The following is a 26,422-nucleotide window of genomic DNA, read 5'->3' as shown; positions in this document are numbered from 1 at the left end:
AAGTTCCTTTTTTGTCTAGTCATATGGTTTTTTTTCATCTTTAAAAAAGGATTTTCAATATTTGATTCCTGTGCCTGTTATAGCTTACAGTGATAAAAATAATAAAAACTCCCCCGCTCTAAATCGACATAGAGCGCAGGGAGTCATTAGGCAGAATGCCCAGATGATGGGGAGGTAGATTTCGTTTTGACGCGTTGGGATAAAAGGAAGCCAAGGATTCCTGCGCCCATTAATACAATAAATAAAGATTGGAAACCACTCATGATCCCAATCAATGTCGACGAAATGATACTGCCAAAGTATCGAAAGGTTGAGAAAATACCAGAGGCCGAACCAGATAAACTTTGATCAACAGCTGTTAAAGAAGCCATCTGCATACTTGTCATACCAATCCCTGATGAAATTCCACCTGCGACTAGTGTCACGATAAGCAGAGGTAAGGTTGGGTACTGACTCAGTGCAATTAACATGATGCCTGATAAAGTAAGGCAGAGAAATGAAAAGCGAATCATTTTTTTCGCGCCCTTTTTTGGATGGAGTCTTGCGCCTAATAAACCGCTAAGAGACATACAAAGAGAAAATACCGATAGAATCATACCGCTTTGTGTATGAGAAAGGGCAAGTTGTTGTTCCATAAACAGTGGCATGATGAGAAGGATGGCATACATCACAAAATTACTTAGCATGATCGACAGATTCGCATTTGTAAATGAACTGTTTTTAAATAGGGACAAATCGATGATCGGATTCTTTACTTTCCGTACATGTCTAAAAAATAAAGGAATGACAATCAATGCTAGAATGCCATAAATTAAATATTCATTTAGTAGCTGGCTTTTTGAGCATAGAATGACTGTGGCAATTCCGATGGTTAAATACAATGAACCGATCATATCTACTTTTGCATGTATACGTGTATGCTTTATCTTTGGAATAAGTAAAACACCGGTGACTAGTGTAAGAAATAGGAATGGGATATTCACTAAGAATATGGAATGCCAATCAAAACTCTGAATGAGAATTGATCCAATAAAAGGCCCAAGTGCGGCACCAATACCAGCACCAAATCCAAAGTAACCCATTGTTTTAGATAGCTTTTCTGATGAGACTGTTGCACGAATCAAAGCAATGCTATTCGGTGTTAATATGGCCCCACCAGCTGCTTGAATGGAGCGAAAGATGATGAGAAATGCTAGATTAGGTGCTAAAGCACAGCCAATCGAGCCGATTAAAAAGAGTGTCACTCCGGTTAAATACATACGGCGATGCCCATATATATCTCCCAACTTACCAGCGATAGGCTGGGTGACCGCCATGACAATAAGATAAATCGTGACAACCCAAGTAATGTTTGAAATGGATTGATCATAATAAGTTGATATGGATGATAAAGCGACTGCGATCATCGTTGAGTTGACCGGAACTAGTATAGCTCCTAGTAACAAAGAATAGATGATCAAACTCTCTTTTTGCAATTTCAATGTGTATACCACCTTTTGTAAAAAAGAAGAATTCCACCCTTTAAGCGGGAGAAATTCCTCTCATGAAAATGTGTGTGTATGTCTCAATAAAATCATCTTTTTGTGTTAATACGAGCTGGAAGTCTTGCTCTAGCTGCTGAATAAAAAAACCAAAATACGTACTAATGAAAATGTCTGCATAAATGTCTTCTTTTCCTTTTAAGACATGATGCTGAGCGCTCATCTTTTTGAAGTATTGTATCAGCATTTCTCTTAGTTCTTGAGGATAAACTTTTTCATGACTAGTCAGATCTTTAAACATAGCCGGTTCTCGCATGCTGATATAAATGAATTCTTTTTTTGAAGTTAAATCCTCAAGGAAATAGGAACCGAGAAACTTTAAATCGGTGTATAAATCGCCTTTGAATTCTGCTTCTAAGGTTTTCGTCGGTGTTGATTTCATTTTCATAATGGCAGCAATAACTCCGCGTTTGTTTTTAAAGTTGCGGAAAATTGTTGCTTCACTGACATTCGCTTTTGCGGCTATTTCTTTGGTTGTGGTTTTTTGATAGCCCTTTTCAGTCAATAAATCCATTGTTGCGCGAATGATTCGTTGATTTGTAGTTTTTAACAAGCATACTCACCTCAGGTTATGAATGTGTTTGCAACAAAGTAAGTATACCGATAAAACCTATGACCGCCAATATGATCCAAAACGATAAAGTTAGACACGTGCATGCTGTTTTAATATCTGAATGCGTCCATTGCTCCCATCTACTGTCACAAGGTCACCGGATTGAAGTGTTTCAGTCGCTATTCGGGTTCCTAGGACAGCTGGCATCATATATTCTCTAGCGATAATAGCCGAATGAGACAAAATGCCTCCAGCATCGGTGATGACTGCTTTTGCATCTCTAAATAAGCTCGTCCATAAAGGTGTGGTTGTTTTGCAAACTAAAATATCATCCTTTTGGAATTGTGAGAATTCCTCAGCACATGTAATGACCTTTACTCTTCCAGAAACAATACCGCTAGATGCACCAATTCCATAGATCACATCGCTTGTGTTGTTTTCATTTTCTCTTAATGAACCGAGCATTCTTTCTACTTGCTGCAATTCAGCTTCAGTTGGGGTGCCCATATAAGCTGGTGGTTGGATGGCTTCATTATCTTTCATGTCAATTTTTCTTTGTGCGATGACTGTATTAAATGTTGTAGACGTTGTGAGAGCTGTGTGTACCTCCTCATCGTAGAGGTACCATAGATCTTCTTGATGAGGAATCGCTCCTTTTTGTACAAGAAGTTCACCAATCTTTAATAGGTATACCCTGGCTTTAGCATCTAACATGGCATCAATGTAGAAGTGATGATCATCACGGATATTAGCAGCCTGTAGAGCAAATTGGTAAAGTGTCTCAAATTTCGTTTTAAACGCTTCATCCTTCACTTGGCTCATAAAATGTTCATATGTCTCTTGTCTTTTGATGACGGCTTGTGCAAATTCTTCATCAAAATTACTTTGGTGTTGAATATTGTTTCTAATGATATCTAGTATAAACTCAGGGTTTTCCACCCATGTCTCTTCCGTAAGGTCATGACTTTTAACAGATCTCCAGCCATAGATTTGAAGAAATTCCTCTAGTGTCGAAATGAAGTGTCTGCCTTTTTCCGATTGAGTGAGTGCATCAAGCAGCTCTGGATTCTTTTCATAGTTCATAAATGCTTGATGAAGTTCATTATCTTGAAGGACACTCTTTGCAAAATCAGATAGCTTTTTGTCTGTTTCAAGAGATTTGTTCATCACGCCTATCATCATCTCATGCAGCAGGATCACTTGTGATTGATCACCAGTATATGTCACAAGCATGTCTTCAATCATAGCCGATAAAATGACTTGAGGTATGACAATATCAAAATGATCATCATATGCTTGTATATAAAAAGTCTTTAATTCTTCAAATCCGATGATGGCTTCTTCAATGGTCAGCGGTTCCTTCATTTTATGATCGAGTTTTTCGTAAAAGGGAAAGAAATTTTTCTCTAAAATCTCATACATACGTTCACTTAAATGCGGAAATAACTCAAATATACTCTCATCGAATACTGGTGCAGCTTCTGCACTCGCTTCAGGCAGTGACGGTGATGAATACAGGTGACCTCTATAAAGCTTGATATCTTTAATATTCAGATCAGGCACTTGATATTTTTCACCGTTTTTCTTCATACCGCTTTTTAATGCTGGGATGATCAGACTTGAAAAGAGAGGACTTGTTGGGCCCGGCATATGATCGTCCATTGAGATCCAGAAATCCTGCAGCTCGTCTGGCTGCATTTGAAAAGAAGCACCCGCTGTTTCATCTGCTGCTTTTGAGAGGGCTGCGGTAATCGGTCTGGCTTGGAGTAAATAAAATGTGCCATTTGCTATTCCAAATTCGATATCCACGCTATGGCCATAAAGTGCTTCTACTTGTTTGGTGATTTGCGTGATTTCTACTAATTGGTCATTATTCAGGCAAAACTGACCAGCCATTTCCTCCGTCACTGCTTGTTCAATGACACCTTCTTGATAAGGAATAATTTGCAGCTCTTTCATTCCAAGTGATTTTTCAATAGAAAGTGTCTCTTTGTCTATAACAAATGTGTCTGGTGTCACAAGCCCAGAGACGATTGCTTCTCCTAGTCCGTAGCTTGCTGTCAGCATCATTTCATTGTTTTTTCCTGTTACAGGATTCTCGCTAAAGATGACACCGGAGACGTCAGAATGAATCAACCCTTGAACGACAACAGCCATGAGCGGCATCTCTTCCTCGTTTTCATCCATCTCTTCCTTATATTCTGTCACTCTCGCTCCAAAATAAGAAGACCAGCATTCTTTGACAGCCTGTAAGAATTCCTCATTTGTTTTGATATTTAAATAAGTTTCGTACTGTCCTGCAAATGAGGCGCCTTCGAGATCTTCTGCAACAGAAGAGGACCTGACTGCAACTGAGGGATAAGTCTTCCGCAATGATTGAAAGGACGAAAGGAGTTCTGCTTCCATTTGAGAAGGAAACGATGCTTCTTTGATTTTGTCAGCAAGGTTTTGTTCAGTTGGATGCAGGTTGTGATATGAAAGAAAGCTTGAAAAGCTGTTGGTTTTGATAATAAATCCATCTGGGACTGGTAGGCCGTGATTGTTTAATTTGATTAAATTTAGGCCCTTTGCCCCTGCGAGTGCTGCTGATTCTTCAGCCGCATGAAATAAAACTGAATACATGGGAATGCCCCCTTATCCAAATAGCCAATGGTTTGTCTGTCTCTCTATCGTTTCTAAAATGATAGTGCGCACTATCATTTTAATCATAGGATTTATTGGATGTTACTGTCAAAGACGGAAAGACCTATCTTTTCAAAGGGGACATTCTCACTAATTTCCTTCTATATCTATAACAAAAGTCTCCGAGCAGAAAGAAAAATAGGTGAAATTGAAAACTGTGAATTGTTCAATATGCCAAACTTTACTATAATCAAGGGAGTAGACCATGAAGAGGGAGGGTTTTTGTGATTACAAAAGCCATTTTTGCACTTGTTTTTCCTTTCCTGCTCGTTATTTTATTTTCAAAGGTTACTTATAATCATTATGTGGGCATTGCATTAACAGCAGCGCTTTTATTTGCTTCGTACATGAAGGGCTATACAGAAACCTACTTTATTGTGGGATTAGATATCATTTCTTTAGTAGCTGGTGCATTATATATGGCTAAAAAAGAAATTGAAAAGAGAGAAAAGGCTGAAAAACATCATTGATGTCATCATCAAGAGCGTGTTAGGCCGAAAGATGACGTTTTTTAAGCTGTGCTTACGAATTCTAGTGAGTGCAGCTTTCTTTTTTTTCTCTTTTTCTGCTCATCGAATATCTCTCACCAAAATGTTCCATACTGAAAGGAAGGTTTTCGTAAGAGGGTTATTTGCCATTGAAGAGAGGGTATGACTGTATTGGAAATAAAAATCAAGTAAGAGCCGAACTTTAGTTCGTATTTTTGTGTTCTTTTATGATAATATATTCATTAGATAGATTTCGTAACGAAACGGAGGCTTTGATGTGAGTGACCGCTTTGAATTAGTTTCTAACTATCAGCCCCAAGGAGATCAGCCGAAGGCAATCGAAAAGCTTGTCGAGGGCATCCATCAGGGGAAACAGCATCAAACGCTGTTAGGTGCTACAGGTACGGGAAAGACCTTTACTGTATCCAACCTGATCAAAGAAGTGAACAAACCGACACTTGTCATTGCACATAACAAGACACTTGCAGGCCAGCTATACAGCGAGTTCAAGGAATTTTTTCCGAATAATGCTGTCGAATATTTTGTGAGTTATTATGATTATTACCAACCAGAGGCATATGTGCCTCAGACTGATACATTTATTGAAAAGGATGCCAGCATCAATGATGAGATTGATAAGCTGAGACACTCCGCTACGTCCTCGTTATTTGAGCGGAGAGATGTCATCATCATTGCCAGTGTCTCCTGTATTTATGGCTTAGGTTCGCCAGAGGAATACCGAGAGCTTGTGCTGTCTTTACGTACTGAAATGGAGATTGAACGTAATCAGCTTCTTCGTAAGCTTGTGGACATTCAGTATTCTCGTAATGATATAGATTTTCAGCGTGGAACCTTCCGAGTACGAGGAGACGTCGTTGAAATTTTCCCTGCTTCACGTGATGAGCATTGTATCAGAGTGGAGTTTTTCGGTGATGAAATTGAACGTATTCGTGAAGTGGATGCACTCACTGGAGAAATACTCGGTGATCGTGAACATGTGGCTATTTTCCCAGCATCTCACTTCGTCACAAGAGAAGAAAAAATGGAAAAAGCGATTATTAATATTGAGCAAGAGCTTGAGGAGCAGCTCGAAAAGCTTCGAGATAATGGAAAATTGCTAGAAGCGCAGCGCCTTGAGCAGCGGACAAGATATGACCTTGAGATGATGAGAGAAATGGGCTTTTGTTCAGGAATCGAGAACTACTCAAGGCACCTGACCTTGCGTCCTCCTGGTTCAACACCTTATACATTGCTTGATTATTTCCCGGATGATTTTATGATTGTTGTCGATGAGTCACATGTGACGATCCCGCAAATCCGCGCGATGTACAATGGGGACCAAGCAAGAAAGCAAGTGTTGGTTGATCACGGATTCCGTCTGCCTTCAGCACTTGATAACAGACCGCTCACCTTTGATGAGTTTGAAAAGCATATTAACCATATTGTGCATGTATCTGCCACTCCGGGTCCTTATGAGCTTGAGAAAACCCCAGAGGTTGTGGAACAAATTATTCGTCCAACAGGTTTACTTGATCCGATTATTGAAGTGCGTCCAATTGAAGGTCAAATTGATGACTTAATTGGAGAAATTCATGCGCGGGTTGAGAAAAATGAGCGTGTGCTCGTGACGACGCTGACGAAGAAAATGTCTGAGGATCTCACAGATTATTTAAAAGAGATCGGAATCAAGGTCAATTATCTTCATTCAGAAATTAAGACCCTTGAGCGGATTGAGATTATTCGCGATTTACGTCTCGGAAAATATGATGTGCTTGTGGGAATCAACCTTCTTCGTGAAGGACTGGATATTCCAGAGGTGTCGCTCGTGACGATTTTAGATGCAGATAAAGAAGGCTTTTTGCGCTCTGAAAGATCCCTTATCCAGACGATTGGCCGGGCAGCGAGAAATTCAGAAGGCCGGGTCATTATGTATGCAGATAAAATGACCAAATCAATGGATATTGCGATTCAAGAAACGAAACGAAGACGAGAGCAGCAAGAGGCGTATAATGAGAAATATGGAATTACTCCGCAAACCATCCATAAGAAAATTAGAGATGCCATTAAAGCAACAAAGATACATGAGGAATCGGAAGAATATGAAACAAATGCAGCACCAAAGCTGTCAAAAATGAGCAAAAAAGAGCGAGAAAAAGTGATCGAAAAGGTCGAGATGGAAATGAAAGATGCAGCAAAAGCGCTTGATTTTGAAAAAGCAGCAGAATTAAGAGATCTATTGCTAGAGCTAAAAGCGGAAGGATGATTGCCTGATGGCTATGGAACGAATAGAGGTGAAAGGTGCTAGAGCCCACAACCTTAAAAATATTGATGTGAATATCCCGCGTGACCAGCTAGTGGTCATCACGGGTTTATCTGGTTCAGGAAAATCGTCGCTTGCCTTTGATACCATTTATGCAGAGGGTCAGCGCAGGTACGTTGAATCTCTTTCAGCGTATGCGCGTCAATTTCTCGGTCAAATGGATAAACCGGATGTAGATGCCATTGAAGGTCTGTCTCCGGCGATTAGTATTGATCAGAAGACGACGAGCCGGAACCCTAGATCAACAGTGGGAACCGTTACTGAAATCTATGATTATTTACGACTCTTGTATGCTCGAGTTGGGAAACCGATTTGTCCGATACATGGAATTGAAATTACGTCCCAAACGATTGAGCAGATGACAGATCGTATTTTAGAATATCCAGAAAGAACGAAATTGCAAGTGCTTGCGCCGGTCGTATCTGGCCGCAAAGGGACACATGTCAAAGTACTTGATCAAATTCGAAAGCAAGGCTATGTGCGAGTAAGAGTCGACGGAGAGATGGAAGATCTGTCAGAAGAGATCGAGCTTGAAAAGAACAAGAAGCATTCCATTGAAGTCGTGATCGACCGAATCGTGGTGAAGGAAGGCGTTGCGGCTCGGCTGTCTGACTCCCTTGAAGCGGCGCTGCGACTAGGTGAAGGCCGTGTGATGATTGACGTGATTGGACAAGAAGAGCTGTTATTCAGTGAACATCATGCTTGTCCGCACTGCGGATTTTCTATTGGTGAGCTTGAGCCGAGAATGTTTTCATTTAATAGTCCTTTTGGTGCCTGTCCGAGCTGTGATGGGCTTGGCTCTAAACTAGAAGTTGACCCTGAGCTTGTCATTCCTAATAAGGATTTGACGTTACGACAGCATGCCATTGCCCCTTGGGAACCGCAGAGCTCACAATACTATCCTCAGCTTCTTGAGGCAGTATGTACCCATTACGGCATTGACATGGACATTCCAGTGAAAGATATACCGTCGCATTTATTCGATAAAATTTTATATGGCAGCGGCTCTGAACGGATTTATTTCAAATATGAAAATGATTTTGGTCAGGTACGTGAAAATGAAATTGAATTTGAAGGTGTTCTTCGTAACATTGAACGACGCTATAAGGAAACCAGCTCTGATTATATTCGTGAGCAAATGGAAAAATATATGGCGAACCAGCCATGTCCGACATGTAAAGGTTATCGTCTGAAAAAAGAGACGCTTGCGGTTCTGATCAATGGCAAACATATTGGGGAAATCACTGATTTGTCTGTTTCTGATGCCCTTGATTTATATGGTGAAATCGAATTGTCTGAGAAAGATTTGCAGATAGCTCAGCTCATTTTACGTGAAATCAATGAGCGCTTGTCCTTCTTAAATAATGTGGGATTAGATTACCTTACATTGAGCCGATCGGCTGGCACACTATCCGGAGGAGAGGCCCAGCGGATTCGTCTGGCGACTCAAATCGGGTCAAGGCTGACAGGTGTTCTTTATATATTAGATGAACCATCTATTGGTCTGCATCAGCGTGATAATGACCGATTGATCGGGACATTGAAAAACATGCGCGACATCGGGAATACCCTCATTGTCGTAGAGCATGATGAAGATACGATGTTAGCCGCTGATTATTTGATTGATATTGGACCTGGAGCAGGAGTTCATGGAGGAGAAGTGATTTCAGCTGGAACGCCGGAAGAAGTCATGAAGGACAAGAAATCTTTAACAGGACAATATTTATCTGGAGAGAAATTTATCCCGCTGCCGATCGAAAGAAGAAAGCCTGACGGCCGCTATATTGAGATCAAAGGTGCAAAAGAAAACAACCTGAAAAACGTCAATGCGAAGTTCCCACTAGGTGTCTTTACAGCTGTGACTGGGGTGTCTGGTTCAGGGAAAAGTACGCTTGTGAATGAAATTCTATTAAAATCACTTGCGCAAAAACTGCACAGAGCAAAAGCGAAGCCAGGACAGCACAAAGAAATCAAAGGAATGGATCAATTAGATAAGGTGATTGATATTGACCAATCTCCAATCGGTCGTACGCCGAGATCTAACCCTGCCACGTATACAGGTGTATTTGACGATGTGCGGGATGTGTTTGCACAAACGAATGAAGCAAAGGTACGAGGGTATAAAAAAGGAAGATTCAGCTTTAACGTCAAAGGTGGCCGCTGTGAGGCGTGTCGCGGAGATGGCATCATTAAAATCGAAATGCACTTTTTACCGGATGTGTATGTGCCTTGTGAGGTATGCCACGGGAAACGGTATAACCGCGAAACACTTGAGGTCACATATAAAGGGAAAAACATTGCTGATGTGCTTGAAATGACCGTGGAGGACGCACTCCAATTTTTCGAGAACATCCCGAAAATTAAGCGGAAGCTTCAAACGATTTTTGATGTTGGACTAGGGTACATTACACTTGGACAGCCTGCGACGACATTGTCTGGAGGAGAGGCACAGCGTGTGAAATTGGCATCTGAGCTTCACCGCCGTTCAAACGGAAGGTCTCTTTATATTTTAGACGAGCCGACAACAGGTTTGCATGTGGATGATATTGCCCGTTTATTAAAAGTACTTCAGCGTTTGGTCGAAAACGGAGATACGGTACTAGTGATTGAGCATAACCTTGATATTATCAAGGCTGCTGATTACCTCGTTGATCTCGGACCAGAGGGCGGTGCAGGCGGCGGAACGATCATTGCCTCTGGAACTCCTGAGCAGATTGCAAAAGAAAAAGCTTCTTACACTGGTCAATACTTAAAGCCTGTTTTAGAGCGTGACCGTAAACGAATGAAACAGTTGGTCAAAGAAACAGAAAGTGTGACTTCATCATAAAAAACCCCCTCTTTTAAGAGGGGGCTTTGTTTTATTGCGCATCTTCCTTTGGCACTAAATGACTGATTTGCGTTAAATCCTTTAAAATATGCGTGCTGCTGCTGTCGAGCAGTACTTTTAAATAACGGATATCACCATACTTTGGATGAGACGGATGAATGGTCTCAAGCTCCCTGATCATATCGCTGTTCATGCTTTTTTGTTTCTGTATAAGGTCTAAAAGCGTTTGAGCCGTGTGGTTAGTATTATGATGATCTGTCAAAATAATTACCCCCTATAATGATAATCACCATCTTTTCAACATATTTTAAAGGGTAATCCGTGAAGAATCTACACTTAGGTGCAAAAAGATGTAATTTGTGTCTAAGGTCATATGTAAATCGAATGATTTTGAAACTTTTGATACGCAATAAACGTATGAGTTAGAAAGGAATTTTCATCATGAAGGAGCGAATATAAATGAATAGAGATCAGTCGATCATTGCATCAATTTGTTATTTTAGTGTCTTTTTTATGCCGTTTATTGTACCGATTGTGGCATATTTTGTAGTCGACCAAAAGGAACCGAAACGGCACGCGTTGCGGGCATTATGGTCACACGTTTTGCCAGTCGCAGCGTGCGTGTTGCTGGTTTTTGGGTCAATCCCATTTTTATTGTCGACACAGGCAAGTGACTCACTCATGCCAGTGATCACGATGCTCATCTTGTCCTTTTTAGTCGCTATTGGATTTTTGATCTCTGTCATTTGGAATATCATTCAAGGTATTAAAGTACTTCAATCCATCAAATCGTAGGAGGGTTTTGTATGAATGAAAAAGAACGCATTTTAAAATTAGTAGAAGACGGGACATTATCGGCAAAAGAAGCGATTACGCTGCTTGAAAAACTGGAGGAAAGTCCGTCTGTTTCATTAGAAAAATCAACGACTGATCACACCTTTCATGAAGAAAAAGCTGGCACAGAGAGCAAAGGAACAGGTACCGAAAATCTTGGTGCAAAGCTGTTTGGCTGGTTAGATTCTGCGGTGAAAAAGGTGAAAGACGTAGATCTTGATTTGAACTTTGGACAGTCGGTCGACGTTGAGCACATTTTTCAGTTCAAAGACGCCTCACTCACTCACTTAGATATTCAATTGGCGAATGGCAGTCTCAATCTGATGCCTTGGGACGATGGGAATCTGATGCCTTGGGACGATGGCGATATTCGAGCAGAATGCCATGCGAAAATCTACCGTGCAGAAGACGGAGAGCAGGCAAGACAGCAATTTCTCAATCAATTGGACTGCGGCCTCGAAGGGGATAAATTTTTTATCCGGACCGAAAAGAAGACAATGAAAGTCAATGTTACTTTATATGTACCGCGTATCCAATACGATAAAATCAAGGTTAAGCTGTTTAATGGTCCGATTCGCGGGGAAAAGCTAAAGACAAAAGAACTTGCTGCGAAAACCACCAACGGTGTTGTCTCTTTTGCCTCTTTACAGGCGGAAAAGGTTGGAATTGAAACAGCAAACGGACAAATTAAACTGGCGGATCACGAGTGTGGTATGATTGAAGTAGAAACCATTAATGGGCTTATTGACCTGCGCGGGAAAAGTGAATCAATTGATGCCCAAAGCTTTAACGGAAATATTGCTGTTCAGCTGTCGGATGAGAAGTGCCGTTCCATCTATGCGAAAACGACAACAGGCAGTGTGGACGTCCAGATCCCGCGTGCGTGTGCAGTGACCGCTGAGCTGAAAAGCAATCTTGGGTCTATTTCTCACGATTTGCTTGATGCAGAGATGATTAAAGAGAAAAATGAGACATTACAAAAAGAGAAAATGATCAAAGCCAATCAACAGGCAGTGAACAGTATATCCATTTTTGCAGAAACAAAAACAGGTTCAATACAAGTGAAGCACCAATCAGACAAGGAGTGATTCTACATGAAGAAGCTTTATCGTTCAGCAACAGATAAAAAAATAGCGGGTGTTGTTGGTGGACTTGCCGAATACTTAAGTGTCGATGCATCCCTGCTTCGCATTTTAACGGTCATCATCGGATTTATGACAGCATTTATGCCAATTTTCCTAGTCTACTTCATCTGGTATTTTGTTGTTCCGGAAGAAGGCACTAACTAAATGTTTAGATGGATCGTCAGTATTTTAGTAAATGCATTACTTTTAATCGTCATTGCTGGATATTTTGATTCAGGCATTCTGCCAGGGCTTGGGAGCGTATATATTGAAGGGTTTGGCGCAGCCATTGTGGCAAGTATCATTTTATCCTTGCTCAATATTTTAGTGAAGCCGTTTTTGATCATTTTAACGCTTCCAGTAACCGTCCTCACACTAGGATTGTTCTTATTTGTGATTAATGCCATCACACTTATGATGACATCAAGTTTTATGGGCGACAGTTTTAACATTGATGGGTTTGGAACGGCCATTTGGATGGCTGTCATATTATCCATTTTCCATCTGTTAATACAAAAAGGAATTGTGGAGCCGTTAGCGAAAAAAAGCTAACGGTTTTTTTTGACCCATTTTGTATCGTTTCTCCGTTTCATCTGACATAAAAACTTCCTTCAGGAGACACAATATCCGAAGGGAGGCGGTGCACGATGGTGAACGTGAGCAGACAAATCATGCTTTTATGTTTTTTTATCATTCTTTTTTGTTTCAATCAGCCTGCTTCAGCAGGGCCTTTTATTCAAACACAAGTCAATATACCGGACAAGCCTTTTTCTCCTTTTATCTTTGATCCCTTTCATGTGGATGTCCGTCCAGTTCTAGGGGAAAAAAGCCGTGATCTCCAGTTTCGTGCGTCTATTACGGATGCGGAACAAATTTTGTCTGCGAACTTGTATTATAAACAAAGTGATGAGCTAGGGTACCGTTTGATCCCAATGGAACGGCTGCCAGGTATGAAGCCAGAATTTACAGCGAAAATTCCGCCAGATCAATTATGGAATTCAACCGTTCGTTACTATACAGAATTTCTTACGCAAAAGTCCGTGATCAAAACGGCAGAACAATCTGTCCACTTAAATGGATTTGAAGAGGATCTTTCACGCATTCCGGACTTAGTCATCACAGAAATTGTGGTCAATTCAAAAAATCGCAAAGGCAAAGATGCATTTGAATTTATTGAAGTATATAACACAACACATGAGCCGATCTCTCTTAAACATTATCAGCTTCGCTATCGCAATCCTGCACAAGGAACCGACATGGATGATGTGTATTCCTTTCACACAAATCCAGTTACTCTTTCGCCTGGAAAACCGTATGTTTTCTGGCTGAGGAAAAAAGGGCAGGAGCATTTAACTATAGCGGACTTCAATGCCATGTACAAAAGTGAATTAAAAGAGGGAGAGGATGTATCTGTCATCGAAAGCAAAGGGCTGTCCAACTCTAAATCTCGTCTTGTTTCCATCACAACAAATATAGGGGAGGAGATTTCTTCAGCAGCATTTCGCTTGAAACCTTCATGGTTTAGTGAGCATAAATCTTTGCTGTTCAAATATCCAATGGACGGTACTTCGCAAATGAAGCTGATCTCGAAAATTGAAGAAGAGCCTACGCCTGGAAAAGTGCTAAAAGCACAAATTCCATCTGAGAAAAAAGAAATGTCGCAGGATATCCATAAACCTGTGATTGAAGATATGACAGTGAAAAAACCAGTGAAACCAACTGAAAGTATAGAGATTAAAGCAGATGTACAGGATGATCAGGTCGTCAAAACCGTCAAGCTTCGCTATCGAACAAATCGGAAAGATGATTTCAAAGAATTACTACTTCAAAAAGATCATAACGACCGGTTATTTCATCATATTATTTACTCACCTGAGTTGATTGGTAAAGAACAATTGGAATATCAGCTAGAAGCGTCAGACGGTGAAAATACAGCAATGACGATGAAAAAAATGATTGATGTGGAGCAAGTTAGCAAAGCTCATGGCCTTCGATTCAACGTAGAAGAAGGAGATACGGTTTCAGGATTATTTCCATTAAAGGCGACGTCTGATCAGAAAAAAAGCATTGAATTATTGATAGATGGAAAGCGGAATCAGCAAGTATTTTCTGCCCTTGAAGCAGATCCATATATTGCATTTGATGTCAAAGGGACAAATTTATATTTTAAAAATGGTGTGTCCATAGGTAAGCACTTACTTTCTATTTTTGATGATTCGACAAAAGTGTATCGTACCTATACAATGCCAATACCAGAAGCAGAGATGAAAAAAGCAGGTCTCCAATCGATCTCCTTCCATGCTGGAACGAAGACTTCTCCAGTAGACCGGCTGCCTGGCGAGAATCACGATGATTTTGAACTAAAAAACGTCCGGATGATTCTGTCGAATGGAACTCAAATTCCTCCAATCAATGCAAGGCCGCAAAAAGAATGGAGAATGGGAGACAGCGGTAACGCCAAAAAGGTCAGAACATTTCAATTTGACATACCAAAAGAAGCTTATGTTTCAACGTATATGAAGTGGGATACAAGAAGGTTGAAAGAGGGACCGCACCTGATTGAGGCCAAAACCTCAGACGAGCATGCATCTTTACATGTGATGGTCGATAATACAGGTCCAAAAATTAAAACCAACGTGCAAACAAAGGATCCATATAAAGGAGCTTTTACGTTAAAAGCAAAGGTAACAGATCGTTGGAGTGACATAGAAGAGATGAAAGCATATGTAGATGGCAAGCCAGTTTCGTTGCCATACCAGACGTCCTCTAGCGAATTAAACCCGGGGGAACACACGTTGATAATTAAAGCAAAAGATGCCGCAGGAAACATGTCAACGTTGAAAAAGGAATTCAAGACGGTACATGAGCACCCTGAGCCACCAGAACGAGTAGCAGATAAGACAAAAATGAAATCGTCTAAGCAAACTGTGCTCACCAAGGATCCAACGAATGATAAGCTGGATTATTCCTTTTACCGTGCCTATCAATATACATCACTCCATCCATCAATGAAGATTTTGAAATATGCAGCGGAGACAGAACCGCCAAAGAGCTTTAACGAAAAGGGAGAAATGATCTTTTCTAATCAAGAAAGGAATCGCATTGCATTTGCTGATGGTAAGTCAGTTGAAACGAAGGATTTACATCGTTTTCCCTATCATCGTTTTCAAATCAAGGTTGATCAAGATGTACGTGAAAAGGATGTCGTCGAGGCGATGTGGAAAGGGAGTTCATTGTCAGGTAGAAAGGTGACCATGTATGCATGGAATCATCAGCAAGAAAAGTGGGATAAAATCACTCATCATTTTGCTAAGGATCAGAAGGAATTTTACCTGAAAGGACTGCTGTCAGTCAGACAGTACATGAAGAATTATACGTTTGATTTGCTTGTACAGGATGAAATCAGTAAAGCGCAAAAGCCATATAAGATGGTTTGGATGTCTGACACACAATATTATGCAAAGAGCTATCCCCATATCTTTAAACAAATGGTCGAGTGGATCAGAGACCAGAGAGAAAAGTTAAACATTCAATATGTGTTCCATACAGGTGACATTGTGGATGATTCAAAAGATAAACAATGGCATCGTGCTGATACCTTTATGCGCGTGTTAGATGAGCAGCAGATTCCTTATGGTGTTTTAGCAGGAAATCATGATGTTCGACATAAGGACGGTTTTTATGCGGAATATGGGAAATATTTCGGTGAGAAACGCTTTGCAAATAAACCGTATTATGGTGAATCCTATCAAAACAATCGAGGTCATTATGATCTCATTTCTGCCGGTGGCAATGATTATATGATGGTATACATGGGCTGGGGGATTAAGCAAGATGAAATTGATTGGTTGAACCGTGTGATTTCTGAGCATCCAGACCGTATTGTCATTTTAAATTTCCATGAGTATTTGTTGGTCAGTGGAAACCGCAGTCCGATTGGTGACCTCATCTTTCATCAGGTGGTGAAGCGCCATCCCAATATAGTGGCGGTATTTAGCGGACACTATCACGGAGCGAGCAGGAAAGTAGATGAGCTTGACGATGACAAGGATGGTAAAGTAGACCGGAAAGTATATCAAATACTCGCTGATTATCAGTCAGGACCTGAAGGGGGACAAGGGTTTATGCGATTGATAACAGCCGATCAAGAAAAAAACCAGCTTCATTTTACGACGTACTCACCTTACATGAATCAAGAGCATTTCTACGATCCTAAAACGTATGGAGATCAAGATGAATTTTCAATCGATGTGGATTTGACACCGAAAATGAAATCTGTCAAAACCAACTATTTTGAACTCAATGTGTACACAAATGTTTTGATAGGAGAGGCGCGTGGCGTAAGAAGCGGCAAAAAAGCAAGCTTTGAGTGGAAAGGCTTAAAGCCAAACGAAGATTATTATTGGTATACCGTAGCAAAAGATCGTTTTCAAGGAAAAGCGATTTCGCCGATATGGAAAATTCATACAAAAGATGATCGTGAAGCAACATTTCTTAGGAAATAAAAACAGTGCTCCTTTATAAGGGCACTGTTTATCTTTCCATTGTATGAATCAGCTTGTAACGATCTCCTCTATAAACGGAAAGGACATATTCAAAGGGAATATCATTCTGAAAATAAGTCGTTCTTGCGATTGAGAGCACGGGATCGCCTATTGAAATAGACAGCACATGTGCTTCTTCATTTGAAGCAACATTCGCTTCAAGCTCTTGTTTTGCATGAGCAATTGTAAGGCCTGTTTGAGTCTCTATATATTCATATATAGAGCCAGTTAAATGTTCCCTTGTTAAATCTCCGGCAAATGCTTCAGGGATATAGCTCGTTTCAATCGCCATCGGTTCATCATTTGCGAGGCGTATCCGTTTGAGTTCAAATATAGCATCGCCATTTGAGAGTTGTAAGACAGGCAGCAAGTGATCTGGACAGACGGTTTTTTTGAAATCAATCAGCTGGCTTGAAGCTTTAAGACCACGCTGACGCATATCCTCTGTAAAGCTTGTTAAACCTTGAAGCGGCTGTTCAAATTTTTTTCGACTCACAAAGGTGCCTTTTCCTTTTTGTCGATACAAATATCCTTCGTTCACAAGGTTCGATAAGGCTTGTCTGACAGTCATTCGACTTATACCAAAGCGTTCGGCATATTCTCTTTCAGAAGGAATGAGTGTATCAGGTGCTAATGTTCCATCCTCAATCTGTTTTTTCAAGTTCTCCATAATCTGATGGTACATCGGAATAGGTGACTGCTTATCAATAAACATGTGAAAATCCTCTCGTGTTTAGCTTTAGCGTAGTGAACCAGCTTCTCGATCAATCAAAATCGTCACATCTTCATGAAGTTTCAGAGCAGATGCTGGGAAGTCTGGATGTATCTCAGTCTGTTCTAAATATTGTATCACTTTCGCTTTTGATTTTCCTGATGCAAGAAGGAGAATCTTTTTACTAGAAAGAATGCTTGCAATGCCCATGGTGAGGGCATGTGTAGGCACTTCATCAATAGAAGAAAAGTATCTTGCATTGGCCTGCCGTGTGTTTTCATCTAGTTGCACGACATGAGTCTTTGAGTTAAATGGGGTACCGGGCTCGTTAAACCCAATATGTCCATTTTGACCGATTCCAAGAAGCTGAAGGTCGATGCCGCCTATATCTTGAATGAGCTGATCATATCTTAAGCATTCTTTTTCTAAATCAGGTGCAGCGCCATTTGGAAGAAAATACTGATCCTGTGGAAGATCAATATGATCAAATAAATGACGTTTCATGTAGGTCATATAACTATTTTCATGATTTGGCTCAAGTCCTGCATATTCATCTAAATTGACTGTTTTTGTTTGTTTGAATGACAATTGTTGCGATTGATGAAGGTGAATTAACTCTTGATACGTATCAAGAGGTGTACCGCCCGTTGCCAGGCTGAGTACGGCATCTGGTTTAGAAGCGATTGTGCGCGCGATCAGGGCTGCTGCTTCTTTTCCTAATTGTTTTTTATCTTCAAATTCAATGATGTTCATTAATGGTTGGCCTCCTTATTCTCAAAGACGATTTGTCCATGACAGATCGTCATCATTAGTTCGCCAGACTCATCCCAGATCACAAGGTCTGCTTGTTTTCCAACTTCGATCGAACCAAGCTGCTGATCCAGTCCTAGCTGAATGGCTGCATTAGTTGAAGTCATCTTTGCGATCTCTGTCCATTCGCAATGTGTGATCTGTTTCATCCGTTTGACGCCATCTTTCATGCGCAGAATCGATCCTGCTAGTGTACCGTCTGCCAGTAAAGCTTTTTCGCCGCTGACTGTGACTGTTTGGCCTCCAAACTCATACGTGCCATTCCCGAGTCCTTTTGCGCGCATCGAGTCAGTGATCATTATTAAACGATCACTTCCTTTTGCTAAATAGGCAAGCTTGATGGAAAGTGGGTGAGAGTGTATCCCATCCGTAATCAGCTCAGTATGAAGATCCTCGTTCGTAAGAGCAGCTCCTACAGCGTTTGGTTCACGATGCTGAAACGAACTCAGTGCATTATAAAGATGTGTGACATGGCGTGCACCATGCTTTGCTGCTAATTCAATCATGTCATGATGGGCATTCGTATGTCCAATAGAAGGAATAATGTTTTTTTCTTGCAACAAAGAAAGAAAAGAAAAGTCAGGGTCCTCCTCAGGTGCGAACGTAACAATTCGAATAAGCTGTTCAGAAGCATCCAGCCATTTTTCAAAAAGAGGGCGATCGGGCTGCTTGATCCATTGAACAGGCTGTGCCCCTGCTTTATCTTTAGAAATAAAAGGACCTTCAAGATGGATACCTAAACATTGTGCCTGAACGCCTGCTTGTTCTTCATTGTATTGTTTCCACTGGGCGACATTTTTAAGTGCTTGCTCTATTTCCTGATGGTTTTGAGTGATAGTTGTGGCTAAAAAACTTGTCGTTCCTTCTGATGGTAAGTTAGCAGCGAGTGTATTCATGGCTTCTGATGTCGCATCCATCATATCTGCTCCATATCCCCCATGGATGTGAATATCAATCATTCCGGGAAGTAAATAAAAGTTTTCCCGGGAAATATATACTTTTTCATAATTTCCTGTCGGTGGTGATGTTGAAATATAGTCAATCTTGCCGTCGCGTAAACCGACAAAACCGTTTGTCATCATTTCAGTCTTTGTCACAATATGAATATTGGAGAGCAATAAAGAGCTGCTCATGATTGTGCCCCCTTTAGTCATTGTCTTTGACTTAGTTTACCCTTTTTAAGTATAGTTGTCTATACCAGTTGATGAACGGAAAACAGGATCAGGATAAAATACTGTTTTGGGATCATCATTGAAAGTGATAAAATAGAGCTGTATTTCTGAATCGCCTGTGATAAAAGGAGGAAGAAGCGTGCCGAAAGTTCGTACGAAGGACATAATGGAACAATTTCATCTTGAACTGGTAAGTGGGGAAGAAGGGATTAATCGTCCCATTACAATCAGTGATCTTTCCAGACCAGGTATTGAAATGGCTGGTTATTTTACATATTACCCAAAAGAAAGAGTTCAACTTTTAGGGAAAACAGAGCTTTCTTTTTTTGAACAGCTCCCAGAACGCGAACGAAAGCAGAGAATGATGTCTCTTTGTACTGATATTACCCCTGCAATTATTTTGTCACGAGATCGTGAAGTGCCGAAGGAATTAATTGCAGCTTCAAATGAAAATGGTGTACCTGTGTTACGTTCAAGCCTAAAAACGACAAGACTTTCGAGTCGTTTGACCAACTTTTTAGAAAGCAAGCTTGCACCTACAACCGCGATTCATGGCGTGCTCGTAGATGTATATGGTGTAGGTGTATTGTTAATTGGAAAAAGCGGAGTAGGAAAAAGTGAAACAGCCTTAGAATTAGTAAAGAGAGGACACAGGCTGGTCGCAGATGATTGCGTGGAAATCCGTCAAGAGGATCAGGATACGTTAGTCGGAAGCGCACCAGAGCTGATTGAACATCTTTTAGAGATCCGTGGATTAGGCATCATTAATGTGATGACCTTATTTGGAGCTGGGGCTGTCAGAAGCTATAAGAGAATTACGATTGTGATGAACCTTGAGCTTTGGGAACAAGGCAAACAGTACGATCGTTTAGGACTTGAAGAAGAGAAGATGCGAATCATCGATACAGATGTACCGAAGCTGACCATTCCTGTCCGCCCTGGTCGAAACTTAGCGGTTATCATTGAGGTGGCTGCGATGAATTTCAGGTTAAAACGCATGGGACATAATGCGGCGGAACAATTTACAAGTAAACTAGCCGATGTCATTGAAGACAATGGCCAAGATGAATAGGAGTTGTCTATATGAACGAAGCGATTCAGCCAATTGATCCGATTGCTTTTCAGCTCGGACCTCTTTCGGTTCATTGGTATGGTGTGATCATTGGGGTCGGAGCCTTACTAGGACTCTGGCTCGCACTAAGAGAATGTGAGAAAAGAGGAATCAATAAAGATACGTTTATTGATTTAATCTTATTTGCCATTCCAATAGCGATTATTTGTGCACGAATTTATTATGTATCCTTCGAATGGGATTACTATCAGCAGCACCCAAATGAAATCATTAAGATTTGGCATGGCGGAATTGCTATTCATGGCGGGCTGATAGGTGCTGTGCTGACAGCGATCGTCTTCACAAAAGTGAAAAAGGTGTCCTTCTGGAAAATAGCCGATGTAGCAGCACCTAGTATTTTACTAGCGCAGGCCATTGGACGATGGGGGAACTTTATTAATCAGGAAGCGCATGGTGAGGCTGTTTCAAGAGCCTTTTTAGAGAATTTACATTTGCCTGAGTTTATCATTAATCAAATGTATATTGATGGGACGTATTATCACCCAACGTTCTTATATGAATCATTATGGAATCTTGCCGGTGTTGTGATCTTGATTTTATTACGTAGAACATCGATGCGCAGAGGCGAAATCTTCTTGTCTTATTTAATTTGGTATTCAATCGGTCGTTTCTTCATAGAAGGTATGAGAACGGACAGTTTGATGCTGACAGAACATCTTCGGATCGCTCAAATGATTTCGATTGCCATTTTTGCAGTGGCTGTTCTGCTGATCATCTTTAGAAGAATAAAAGGTCACGCATCGATTCCGTATAAAGAGAACAACTCATCGAATTAAAGTAGGGGGGATCAGAAGGATGCGGGAGACATGGAAAAATGGCTTAAAAGCAGGGCTATCGACAACTTGGACACTTGGAAAAGTCATCTTTCCGGTTACCATTCTCGTCAGTATCTTGCAGCATACGCCTGTTATGGATTGGATTATTCAATTCATACGGCCATTTATGGGATTGTTTGGTCTTTCAGGAGAAGCAGCCATTCCGCTTGTGTTAGGAAATGTGCTGAACTTGTATGCGGGCATAGCCGCCATTTTGACACTAGATCTTCCTGTGAAGGAAGTGTTCATATTGGCCGTGATGCTGTCCTTTTGTCATAACCTGATCATCGAATCGACAGTGGCAGCAAAGGTTGGACTGAGAGTGTCTGTCATTTTGCTGGTCAGAATCAGTCTTGCTGTTGTTTCGGCTATTGTCATTCATCTCGTTTGGCAGGGAGGCCAGGAGCCGGCACAATATGGACTGCTGACGGCTGCCCAAACGGCTGATGTGCCTTCCAGCTGGTACATGATTGTCCTTATCGCTTTACAAAAAGCCGTACTCGGTGTGCTCCAGCTCGCCTGTATCGTCATCCCTCTCATGATCATCATTCAATTCATGAGAGATTTAGGATAGCTCCATACGTTGTCTAAGTGGCTGTCTCCATTTACGAGAATGCTTGGAATGAAAGAAAATACGTCGATGACGATGGTCGCTGGATTAACCATTGGTCTGGCATACGGAGCTGGCGTGATGATGAAGGCAGTGGAAGAGGACGGCGTGAGTAAAAAGGATTTAACTCTTGCTTTCATTTTCCTCGTTGCCTGCCATGCAGTGGTCGAAGATACGCTGATATTTATTCCACTTGGGATTCCTGTGTGGCCGCTTCTTGTCATCCGTTTGATATCTGCTATTTTATTAACAGCTGCCATTAGCTATATTTGGCGAAAGCGCGATCTCGCAGCTGTTAGAAAGGAAGCCATATGAACGAATCAACTATTAACACCGTGCTATTTGATTTAGATGGCACATTAATCAATACGAATGAATTAATTATTGCTTCATTTCAACATACGCTTGACCATTATTACCCTGGTCAGTACAGCCGTGAAGAGATCCTTCATTACATTGGTCCGTCATTATTTGATACATTCTCTGCGATGGACCCTGATTTAACGGATGACATGATTCAGATGTACCGTACGTTTAATCATGAACAGCATGATCTGCTCGTCACTGAATATGAGACTGTTTTGGATACATTGAAAGTCTTGCAGGATCGAGGGTTTAAGCTTGGAATTGTCACAACAAAGATACGTGACACAGTGTTAATGGGATTGAAGCTGACCGGTTTAGAGCCATTTTTTGAAGTGATTGTGACGCTCGATGATGTCCAAAATGAGAAGCCGCATCCGGAGCCTGTCCAGCTGGCATTATCCAAGCTTGGCAGTGATCCACATGAAGCGGTGATGGTCGGCGATAATTATCACGATATTTTGTCTGGTCAAGCGGCAGGGACAAAAACAGCAGGTGTTGCTTGGTCAATTAAGGGAGAAGAAGCCCTTTTAAAGCATCGCCCTGATTTTATGCTAAAGAAAATGAGTGATCTTCTGGCGATTGTTGGAGCTGATTGAGTTGAGAAAAACAGATCGTTATCCTGTAAAAGGGGTCAATTCGTTAAGACAAGTCTATCGGACAGTCCCTTTTTTCAAAGTGGTGAAAAACTTTATTTTCATTCAAATCGCACGGTACACGCCTTTTATGGGAATGAAAAATTGGATATACCGAACCTTTCTTCGTATGAAGGTCGGCGAAGATACAGCGTTTGCCTTAATGGTCATGGTCGACCTCATGTTTCCTGAGAAAATCACGGTCGGTCGAAATACTGTCATTGGCTATAATACGACCATTTTGTCCCATGAGTATTTGATTAAAGAATACAGACTTGGGGAAGTCTATATTGGTGATGAAGTCTTAATTGGAGCCAATTCCACCATTTTACCTGGTGTGACCATTGGGGATGGAGCGATCGTTTCGGCTGGTACACTTGTACATAAGGATGTTCCAGCAGGCTCATTTGTTGGAGGAAATCCAATGCGCATGATTTATACGAAAGAAGAAATGAAAGCACGTCAATCTAAGTCTGCTGAGTAGCTCGGCAGATTTTTTTGTTGACAATATGTTGTGGTGTAACTATAATGATTACAACAGAGGTGAGAAAACATGAAAATCAGCAGCAGATTTACTGTCGCTGTCCATATTCTGGCCTTGCTATCACTTGAAAAAGGATCATTACAGACATCGGAGGATATCGCAGGAAGTGTGAATACCAACCCAGTGGTCATCCGCCGTATTATGAGTAAATTAAAAAAAGCAGGCCTAATCTCAACGAGTCTTGGCAAAGGCGGTTCTCAGCTGAACCGCAGTGAAGACGATATCACGCTGCTTGATGTGTATAAAGCGGTTGAAGTGGTGGATGAGGGAGAATTGTTTCAAATCCATGAAAGCCCAAATCCTGACTGTCCGATTGGTGCAAATATCCAAGCTGTGCTTGAGTTAATCTTGTGCCGCGCTCAAAGTGCGATGGAGCAAGTGCTTGCTGAGATCAAATTAAGTGAACTAACGCAGGTGTTAATCAAAAAAATTGGATGATCTATTCAATTTTTTTTACCTCTGTTGTAACTGAATTGGTTACACCTTTGTTTATCGAATAACATCATTTTACAGGAGGAATTCATATGAAAATCGGTATTATTGGCGCTACAGGTAAAGCAGGACAGGAAATTGTAAAAGAGGTTCAATCAAGAGGACATGAGGTAACAGCCATCGTTCGAGATGCGAAAAAAGTGACAGATTCATCGGTAGCTGTTATCGAGAAGGATGTGTTTCATTTACAAGCAGAAGACATTAAAGGCTTTGATATCATCGTCAATGCATTTGGCGCACCTGCTGGACAAGAACACCTTCACGTAGAGGCTGGGAAAAAGCTGATTGATATTTTGAAAGAAGTACCCGATACGCGTTTAATCGTTGTTGGCGGAGCGGGCAGTCTTTTTGTTGATGAAGCCAAAACAACAAGACTTGTCGATACACCAGAATTTCCAAAGGAGTATATGGCGACTGCTTCACAGCAAGGTGAAAACCTCAAAGACCTTCAACAAACCGAAGGGTTAAAATGGACTTTCCTCAGCCCTGCTGCATTCTTTGATCCAGCAGGCAAACGCACAGGTTCTTATGTGAAAGGGAAAGACCAGCTGATTGTCAATTCTAAAGGTGACAGCTATGTGAGCTATGCTGACTACGCTATTGCGCTTGTCGATGAAATGGAGCAGGCTGCCCATGTTGGAGAACGTTTTACTGTTGTATCTGAAGCAGAATAAATCAATTCGTTGCCGCTAAAAAACGAGGAGTAAGGAGTTTAACGTATGAATGATCAAGAATTGTCTCTCATTTATGTATGGGATGCGTATTGTGGCTGGTGTTATGGATTTTCCAACAGTATCCGTACTTTGCATGAGAATCATCCTGAAATGTCACTGACGCTAGTATCTGGCGGCTTATTTGTAGGAGAAAGAAGTCTTCCAATAAAGGAAAATCCACATATATCAGAAGCGAATCAGCGGATCAGTCAGCTAACTGGCGTTGAGTTTGGTGAACGTTATCAGAAGCTGCTAGCAAACGGGACATTTGTCTTAGACTCTGAGGCTGCAGCCATTGGTTTTTCAGCATTAAGATCCGTTGCTCCAGATCGTGCATGGTACTTGGCTTCATCGATGCAAAAGGCTTTTTATCAAGACGGAAAAAGCCTGAGCGATGATGAAACGTATCAGGAAATCGCTCTGGCACATCAACTTGATCCTAATATCGTCATTGAACGAATGAAAACAAAAGAAGTCATCAATGATGCGTATGCCGACTTTGCAAAGGTTCATCAGCTTCAAGTGAATGGCTACCCTACCCTTTTATTAAAAAAAGGGGATGAATACTTCAATGTAGGCGGAGGAGCGATGACAGCTGAAAAGCTTGAGGAGCGCCTGAAGGAAATCATAGAAGCATCATCATGAAAAAAACCATCCTCTATTCGGATAGAGGATGGTTTTTCATGTTTTCAAAGAAAAATTGTTCTATGCTTTAATGATAATCGCCTGACTGCCCATTTGTTCCCAAGAATCTTCAAACTGGTCGCGATCGACTTTTTGATTCTTTTCTCCGTATGGGTTATTTAAGTAGACATGTTCCTTGTCATAGCCTGTGATGACCACGCTATGCATATTAAAGCTTACATCTATTTTGCCATTTGGTGTATTCCATGTTTCGATGTTATCTGTTTTGTCAAAGGTGGATGTGGTAATCACCCAAACAGGATACCCTTTTTCAAGTGATTGATAGATGGCCTTTTTGACAGGTTTTCCGCTTAAATCGACGACTTGAGCGCCCGCATATTTTTTCGCAAGCTGATAAATAGGTTCATGGTACACACCAAGACCTGGTCCATTCTCCATATCGCCTACAAATCCGTCATGTGGGTCTCCTTTTAAGCCATTTTCATAATTGAGCGGAACACGTTTAATTTCATTTGCCAAAGCGTCTTTCGTCACTTGCTCGTAGCCGCTGTAATGAAGAAGCATCGCTAAGCTTGTAACTTCGCATCCATTATAAAGCTTTGGGGCATCCATTTGATTGTAAAGGATGACGTCCATGGCTTTTTTGCTTCCTTTTAAGGAAGAATAGGTGGTGTCTGTTTTTTTCGTTGATCGTGTTTCTTCAGCTGCGAGTGCTGTATCGTTTTCTTTTTCATTGGCTGCTTCGTGTGGTGAAGCTGTCTTTTTGACTTGGTCGATTTGTGTCACGTATATAAAGCCGAAATAAACAAGGCATGCGCACAACAAAGTTAAGATTAATGTCTGGATGAACTTCACTGTAATCTCCT

The 26,422-nt window shown here is 41.1% G+C and carries 23 protein-coding genes and 1 pseudogene; 16 read left to right on the top strand and 8 right to left on the bottom strand.

The window, feature by feature from the left end:
• Positions 1 to 146: 146 nt before the first annotated feature.
• The 3 genes from SB660_RS11075 to SB660_RS11065 form a co-directional block, all read right to left on the bottom strand.
• Positions 147 to 1,481 carry an MFS transporter gene (locus SB660_RS11075; RefSeq protein WP_058013587.1) on the bottom strand — a complete coding sequence of 445 codons (1,335 nt, stop codon included), beginning with the start codon at positions 1,479 to 1,481 and terminating at the stop codon, positions 147 to 149.
• Between the two features lie 40 nt (positions 1,482 to 1,521).
• Positions 1,522 to 2,094: a TetR/AcrR family transcriptional regulator gene (locus SB660_RS11070; RefSeq protein WP_180310027.1), complete on the bottom strand. Its 573-nt coding sequence runs from the start codon at positions 2,092 to 2,094 to the stop codon at positions 1,522 to 1,524.
• Between the two features lie 90 nt (positions 2,095 to 2,184).
• A complete protein-coding gene (locus tag SB660_RS11065; RefSeq protein WP_410582524.1) occupies positions 2,185 to 4,716 on the bottom strand; it encodes a PEP/pyruvate-binding domain-containing protein in 2,532 nt (843 codons plus the stop codon).
• A gap of 284 nt (positions 4,717 to 5,000) precedes the next feature.
• Between SB660_RS11065 and SB660_RS11060 the strand changes: the two genes are divergently transcribed.
• From SB660_RS11060 to uvrA, 3 genes are all read left to right on the top strand, one after another.
• On the top strand, positions 5,001 to 5,246 hold the full coding sequence (locus SB660_RS11060) for a CsbA family protein (protein WP_012011392.1): 246 nt from the start codon (positions 5,001 to 5,003) through the stop codon (positions 5,244 to 5,246).
• A 295-nt stretch (positions 5,247 to 5,541) separates the two neighbouring features.
• Entirely contained in the window at positions 5,542 to 7,527 is a 1,986-nt protein-coding gene (gene uvrB / locus SB660_RS11055; protein WP_050944300.1) for an excinuclease ABC subunit UvrB, read from the top strand.
• Positions 7,528 to 7,534: 7 nt separating this feature from the next.
• Positions 7,535 to 10,411: an excinuclease ABC subunit UvrA gene (uvrA, locus tag SB660_RS11050; protein ID WP_180310030.1), complete on the top strand. Its 2,877-nt coding sequence runs from the start codon at positions 7,535 to 7,537 to the stop codon at positions 10,409 to 10,411.
• Positions 10,412 to 10,442: 31 nt separating this feature from the next.
• Here uvrA and SB660_RS11045 read toward each other — a convergent pair whose 3' ends face one another.
• Positions 10,443 to 10,673, bottom strand: coding sequence for a hypothetical protein (locus SB660_RS11045; protein WP_058013592.1), 231 nt, complete (start codon positions 10,671 to 10,673; stop codon positions 10,443 to 10,445).
• 197 nt (positions 10,674 to 10,870) lie between these two features.
• Between SB660_RS11045 and SB660_RS11040 the strand changes: the two genes are divergently transcribed.
• The 5 genes from SB660_RS11040 (at position 10,871) to SB660_RS11020 (ending at position 16,874) form a co-directional block, all read left to right on the top strand.
• Positions 10,871 to 11,206, top strand: coding sequence for a hypothetical protein (locus SB660_RS11040; RefSeq protein WP_012011387.1), 336 nt, complete (start codon positions 10,871 to 10,873; stop codon positions 11,204 to 11,206).
• An 11-nt stretch (positions 11,207 to 11,217) separates the two neighbouring features.
• Positions 11,218 to 12,333: a DUF4097 family beta strand repeat-containing protein gene (locus SB660_RS11035; RefSeq protein ID WP_410582520.1), complete on the top strand. Its 1,116-nt coding sequence runs from the start codon at positions 11,218 to 11,220 to the stop codon at positions 12,331 to 12,333.
• Between the two features lie 6 nt (positions 12,334 to 12,339).
• Complete coding sequence (locus tag SB660_RS11030; RefSeq protein WP_044139369.1) at positions 12,340 to 12,534, top strand: PspC domain-containing protein; 195 nt, start codon at positions 12,340 to 12,342, stop codon at positions 12,532 to 12,534.
• Entirely contained in the window at positions 12,535 to 12,921 is a 387-nt protein-coding gene (locus tag SB660_RS11025; RefSeq protein WP_012011384.1) for a phage holin family protein, read from the top strand.
• A 95-nt stretch (positions 12,922 to 13,016) separates the two neighbouring features.
• The gene (locus SB660_RS11020) at positions 13,017 to 16,874 is read left to right on the top strand and encodes a lamin tail domain-containing metallophosphoesterase family protein (RefSeq protein WP_410582517.1); all 3,858 of its coding nucleotides are present in this window, start codon (positions 13,017 to 13,019) and stop codon (positions 16,872 to 16,874) included.
• Between the two features lie 28 nt (positions 16,875 to 16,902).
• On the opposite strand, the gene SB660_RS11015 is transcribed toward SB660_RS11020, so the two are convergent.
• The 3 genes from SB660_RS11015 to nagA are packed head-to-tail and all read right to left on the bottom strand — an operon-like array spanning position 16,903 to position 19,568.
• The gene (locus SB660_RS11015) at positions 16,903 to 17,628 is read right to left on the bottom strand and encodes a GntR family transcriptional regulator (protein ID WP_180310032.1); all 726 of its coding nucleotides are present in this window, start codon (positions 17,626 to 17,628) and stop codon (positions 16,903 to 16,905) included.
• Positions 17,629 to 17,652: 24 nt separating this feature from the next.
• Positions 17,653 to 18,378: a glucosamine-6-phosphate deaminase gene (gene nagB, locus SB660_RS11010; protein WP_180310033.1), complete on the bottom strand. Its 726-nt coding sequence runs from the start codon at positions 18,376 to 18,378 to the stop codon at positions 17,653 to 17,655.
• Complete coding sequence (nagA, locus tag SB660_RS11005; RefSeq protein ID WP_410582515.1) at positions 18,378 to 19,568, bottom strand: N-acetylglucosamine-6-phosphate deacetylase; 1,191 nt, start codon at positions 19,566 to 19,568, stop codon at positions 18,378 to 18,380. Before nagA ends, nagB begins: the two co-directional genes overlap by 1 nt.
• A 178-nt stretch (positions 19,569 to 19,746) precedes the next feature.
• Between nagA and hprK the strand changes: the two genes are divergently transcribed.
• From hprK to SB660_RS10965, 8 genes and pseudogenes are all read left to right on the top strand, one after another.
• Positions 19,747 to 20,679 (top strand): HPr(Ser) kinase/phosphatase, encoded by a 933-nt coding sequence (hprK, locus tag SB660_RS11000; RefSeq protein WP_058013598.1) that lies wholly within the window; start codon positions 19,747 to 19,749, stop codon positions 20,677 to 20,679.
• A gap of 11 nt (positions 20,680 to 20,690) precedes the next feature.
• The gene (gene lgt / locus SB660_RS10995) at positions 20,691 to 21,515 is read left to right on the top strand and encodes a prolipoprotein diacylglyceryl transferase (RefSeq protein ID WP_119125435.1); all 825 of its coding nucleotides are present in this window, start codon (positions 20,691 to 20,693) and stop codon (positions 21,513 to 21,515) included.
• A gap of 19 nt (positions 21,516 to 21,534) precedes the next feature.
• Positions 21,535 to 22,479: pseudogene (locus SB660_RS10990) on the top strand (nucleoside recognition domain-containing protein).
• The gene (ppaX, locus tag SB660_RS10985; RefSeq protein ID WP_410582512.1) at positions 22,476 to 23,126 is read left to right on the top strand and encodes a pyrophosphatase PpaX; all 651 of its coding nucleotides are present in this window, start codon (positions 22,476 to 22,478) and stop codon (positions 23,124 to 23,126) included. The pseudogene SB660_RS10990 and the gene ppaX overlap by 4 nt, the downstream one beginning before the upstream one ends.
• A 1-nt stretch (position 23,127) precedes the next feature.
• Positions 23,128 to 23,646, top strand: coding sequence for an acyltransferase (locus SB660_RS10980; RefSeq protein WP_144461752.1), 519 nt, complete (start codon positions 23,128 to 23,130; stop codon positions 23,644 to 23,646).
• Between the two features lie 69 nt (positions 23,647 to 23,715).
• Positions 23,716 to 24,144 (top strand): Rrf2 family transcriptional regulator, encoded by a 429-nt coding sequence (locus tag SB660_RS10975; protein ID WP_003213266.1) that lies wholly within the window; start codon positions 23,716 to 23,718, stop codon positions 24,142 to 24,144.
• Positions 24,145 to 24,230: 86 nt separating this feature from the next.
• Positions 24,231 to 24,872, top strand: coding sequence for an NAD(P)-dependent oxidoreductase (locus tag SB660_RS10970; protein ID WP_180310037.1), 642 nt, complete (start codon positions 24,231 to 24,233; stop codon positions 24,870 to 24,872).
• Between the two features lie 45 nt (positions 24,873 to 24,917).
• Positions 24,918 to 25,556, top strand: a complete 639-nt coding sequence (locus tag SB660_RS10965) for a DsbA family protein (protein ID WP_410582509.1) — start codon at positions 24,918 to 24,920, stop codon at positions 25,554 to 25,556.
• Between the two features lie 60 nt (positions 25,557 to 25,616).
• Here SB660_RS10965 and SB660_RS10960 read toward each other — a convergent pair whose 3' ends face one another.
• Entirely contained in the window at positions 25,617 to 26,411 is a 795-nt protein-coding gene (locus SB660_RS10960) for a C39 family peptidase (RefSeq protein WP_180310039.1), read from the bottom strand.
• Positions 26,412 to 26,422: the final 11 nt, after the last annotated feature.

The sequence above is a fragment of the Bacillus sp. SIMBA_005 genome (genome assembly GCF_046535585.1).
GTDB classification, from domain to species: domain Bacteria; phylum Bacillota; class Bacilli; order Bacillales; family Bacillaceae; genus Bacillus; species Bacillus pumilus.
Note: the sequence above shows the minus strand (reverse complement) of the source record. Positions and strands in the feature narration are given on the sequence as shown.